Below are 3,529 nucleotides of genomic sequence, written 5' to 3'. Positions count from 1 at the left end.
CCCCCCGCGGGGGCCCCCCCCGGGGCCCCCCGCCCCCACCCCCCCCGCGGCTGGGGCGCGCGGGCCCCCCAACAGCGCGGGCGCGATCGCCCCGGCGACCGCGCAGGGATCGTGCAGCGGGAAGCCGCGATGGCCGAAGCGCTTCGAGGCCGGCAGCGCCCGCAGGATCGCCAGCGCGGCCTGCCAGCAGGCGCCGCCCGGGCGCTCCGCCATGCGCGCGACGAGCTCGGGCGTGACGAAGGCCTGGGCGGTGAGGTCGAGGGTCGCCATCGCGAGCGGCCGCCCGAGGTTCAGCAGCATCGCCAGCGCCTCGGGGTCGTTCCAGGCGTTGAACTCGGCGGCCGGCGTGATGTTGCCCTCGCTCCAGGCGCCGGTCATCAGCACGATCTCGGCGATGCGCCCGGCAAGCGCGGGCTCGGTCGCGAGCGCCAGCGCCAGGTTGGTGACGGGGCCGAGGCCGATCACCGTGACGGAATCGGGTGCCGCGGCGCGCAGCAGGTCGCGGATGGCGTCGGCGGCGATGCCGGGGGCGAGCGGCGGGCCTTCCGGCAGGCGCACGCCGCCCAGGCCGTCGGCGCCATGCACCGCCGGCTCGGCGCGGAAATCGGCCAGCAGCGAGCGCTCGGCGCCGGCCACCACGGGAACGGCGCGGCCCGTCAGGCCGACCACGGCGCGCGCATTGGCGGTGGTCGCCTCCAGGCCGACATTGCCGCCGGCGACGGTCACGAGCCTGACGTCGAGCTCCGGCGAGCCCAGCGCGAGCCAGAGCGCGATGGCGTCGTCCGTGCCGGGGTCGCAATCGATGATCGTGGGCTTCGGCGCCATGCCGTCTCGCTTCCCTGAAGCGGGCCGCCGGTTGCGGTCCGTGCCGGCAGCATGCCACGCTGCGGCGCAGCCACCCAGCCGAGACCCGATGGAGTTCTGGCAGAGCTTCGTGCCGCGCGCCGCGCCGCCGCGCGCCTGGACAACGACGTATGACGCGCCGATGCCCGACGGCAGCGCGCTGCGGCTGCCGCTGCGCGACCTGGGCGAGACGGCGGTGGCCGGCTTCGTGGCGAACCAGGCGAGCTTCGCCGTGGTGCGCCGTCTCTCGGCCTGGATGGCCGAGGTCGCGCGGCCCTTCGGCGCGGAGGTGGTGGTGGGCCTGCCCACCCTCGGCCAGGTCTTCGCACCGGCGGTGGCGGAGGCGCTGGGCCATCCGAACTGGGTCGCGCCAGGCTGGTCGCGCAAGCGCTGGTACGAGGAGCGGCTGAGCGTGAACGCCGCCTCCATCACCTCCCCGGCGGAGCGCAGGCTCTGGCTCGATCCGCGGCTGCTGCCGCGGCTGGCGGGGCGGCGCGTGCTGCTGGTGGACGACGTGATCTCCACCGGCGGATCGGCGCGCGCGGGCCTCGCCTTGCTGGCGGCGGCGGGCGTGACGCCGGTGGCGATGCTGGTCGCGATGATCCAGGGCGACCGCTGGGCCGCCGACTGGCCGCACGACATCCCGCTCCGCGCCGTCTTCGCCACGCCTGTCTTCGCGCGCACGGAGGCCGGCTGGGTGCCGGCGCCGGGCAGCGCGCGCCACGATCTCTGCCCCCTCCTGCCCAAGGACCTTGCCGCATGAAGCTGCGCGCCGCCCTGCTCGCCGCCACCCTCCTCGCCTCCCCGGCGATTGCGCAGGACAATCTGCGCATCGGCGTGGAGGCGGGACCGACCAGCCTCGATCCGCATTTCGCCAGCCTGATCACCAACATCGCCTTCAGCCGGCATGTCTTCCAGCCGCTGATGGAGCAGGACCACCAGCAGAACCTGCGCCCGGCGATCGCGACGGCGATGCGCGTGGTGGACGACACCACCTGGGAGGTCACGCTCGATCCGCGCATGCGCTTCCACGACGGCGCGCCGGTGACCGCGGAGGACATCGCCTTCACCATCGCGCGCGCCGGCGACGTGCCGAACAGCCCATCCAGCTTCCGCTATGCCACGCGGCCGATCTCGGCGGTGGAGGCGGTGAACCCGACGACGGTGCGCATCCGCACGCACCAGCCGACGCCGCTGCTGCCGAACTTCCTGGCGCTGGTGATGATCGTCTCCAAGAAGCATGGCGAGGGCGCGACGACGGCCGACTACAATGCCGGCCGCGCGATGGTCGGCACGGGGCCGTTCCGCCACGTCTCCTGGCAGCCGGGCAGCCCGGTGGTGATGGAGCGCAACCAGAATTTCGGCGGCACGGCGCCCGCCTTCGCGCGCGTGGAGTTCCGCCCCATCGCCAACACCGGCGCGCGGGTCGCCGCGCTGCAGGCGGGCGATGTGGACCTGATCGAGATCGTCCCGCCCGACCATTTCGCGCGGTTGCGCGCCGACCAGCGCTTCGCGACGGCGGAGAGCCCCTCCAACCGGCTGATCTTCCTGACGCTCGATTCCGACCGCGAGGCCAGCCCCTTCGTGCGCGCGAAGGATGGCGGCGCCATCGCCAACCCGCTGCGCGACGCGCGGGTGCGCCGGGCGCTCAGCCTCGCGATCAACCGCGAGGCGCTGGTCAGCCGCATCATGCAGGGCCAGGCGCTGGCGGCCGGCGATCTCGGCCCGCCCGGCTATTTCGGCACCTCGCCCGACCTGACGCCGCCGCCCTTCGATCTCGAGCAGGCGCGGCGGCTGCTGACGGAAGCCGGGCTGCCCAACGGCTTCGCGGTGCAGGTGAACGGACCGAACGATCGCTATCCGAATGACGAGCAGGTGGTGCAGGCCATCGCGCAGATGTGGACGCGGCTCGGCCTGACGACGACGGTGGAGACGCGCACGCGCTCGGTCTGGCTGAGCGAGGCGGCGCAGCTGAAGTATTCGGTGAACCTCGCGGGCTTCTCGCCGAACCCGGAAATCCTCGGGATGCTGGAGACGCAGATCCATTCCTGGAATCCGCAGCTCGGCCTCGGCACGGCGAACCGAGGCCGCTTCAGCAACCCGGAGATCGACGCGATCATCCAGCGCGCGCGCACGACCATCGACAACGACCAGCGCCGCGCGCTGACGCAGCAGGCGACGCGCATGGCGCTGCGCGACCAGACGGCGCTGATCCCGCTCTATTTCCAGGTGAACACCTGGGCGATGCGGCGCGGCCTGACCTATGAGGCGCGGACGGACGAGATGACGCTTGCCTTCAGTGCCGGCCGTACCCGGTGAACGATCCCGTCGATCCCGCGATCCGCGCGCGCGCCGTGCAGGCGGCGCGCGGGGCGGCGCCCTTCGACCTGCTGGTGACGGGCGGCACGGTGGTGGACGTCGCGACCGGCGAGCTGCGCCTGGCGGATGTCGGGATCGTCGGACCGCTGATCGCGAGCGTGCATCCGCCGGGCACGCGCGAGGACGCCGCCGCGGTCGAGAGTGTCGAAGGCAAATTCCTCGCGCCGGGCTTCATCGACAGTCATCTGCACTACGAGAGCAGCCTGATGGCGCCGGCGGACTATTCCGCCACGGTGGTGGCGGGCCGCCCCCCCCCCCCCCGGGGGGGGCCCCCAGGGGGGGGGCCCCGGGGGGGGCGGGGCCGCGG

General features: G+C 73.9%; 3 protein-coding genes and 1 pseudogene. 3 read left to right on the top strand and 1 reads right to left on the bottom strand.

Going from position 1 to position 3,529, the window contains the following annotated elements:
• A partial coding sequence (locus AC1MIR_RS25470; RefSeq protein ID WP_480030970.1) for a nucleoside hydrolase occupies positions 1–825 on the bottom strand: 825 nt, incomplete at its 3' end.
• A gap of 88 nt (positions 826–913) precedes the next feature.
• Between AC1MIR_RS25470 and AC1MIR_RS25465 the strand changes: the two genes are divergently transcribed.
• The 3 genes and pseudogenes from AC1MIR_RS25465 to AC1MIR_RS25455 all read left to right on the top strand — a co-directional run.
• Positions 914–1,606: a phosphoribosyltransferase gene (locus tag AC1MIR_RS25465; protein ID WP_480030969.1), complete on the top strand. Its 693-nt coding sequence runs from the start codon at positions 914–916 to the stop codon at positions 1,604–1,606.
• Positions 1,603–3,162, top strand: coding sequence for an ABC transporter substrate-binding protein (locus AC1MIR_RS25460; RefSeq protein WP_480030968.1), 1,560 nt, complete (start codon positions 1,603–1,605; stop codon positions 3,160–3,162). Before AC1MIR_RS25465 ends, AC1MIR_RS25460 begins: the two co-directional genes overlap by 4 nt.
• Positions 3,159–3,529 (top strand): annotated as a pseudogene (locus AC1MIR_RS25455) (hypothetical protein); the annotation flags it as partial. The gene AC1MIR_RS25460 and the pseudogene AC1MIR_RS25455, both read left to right, overlap by 4 nt.

This window comes from Falsiroseomonas sp. RANM36 (assembly GCF_056682175.1).
Note: the sequence above shows the minus strand (reverse complement) of the source record. Positions and strands in the feature narration are given on the sequence as shown.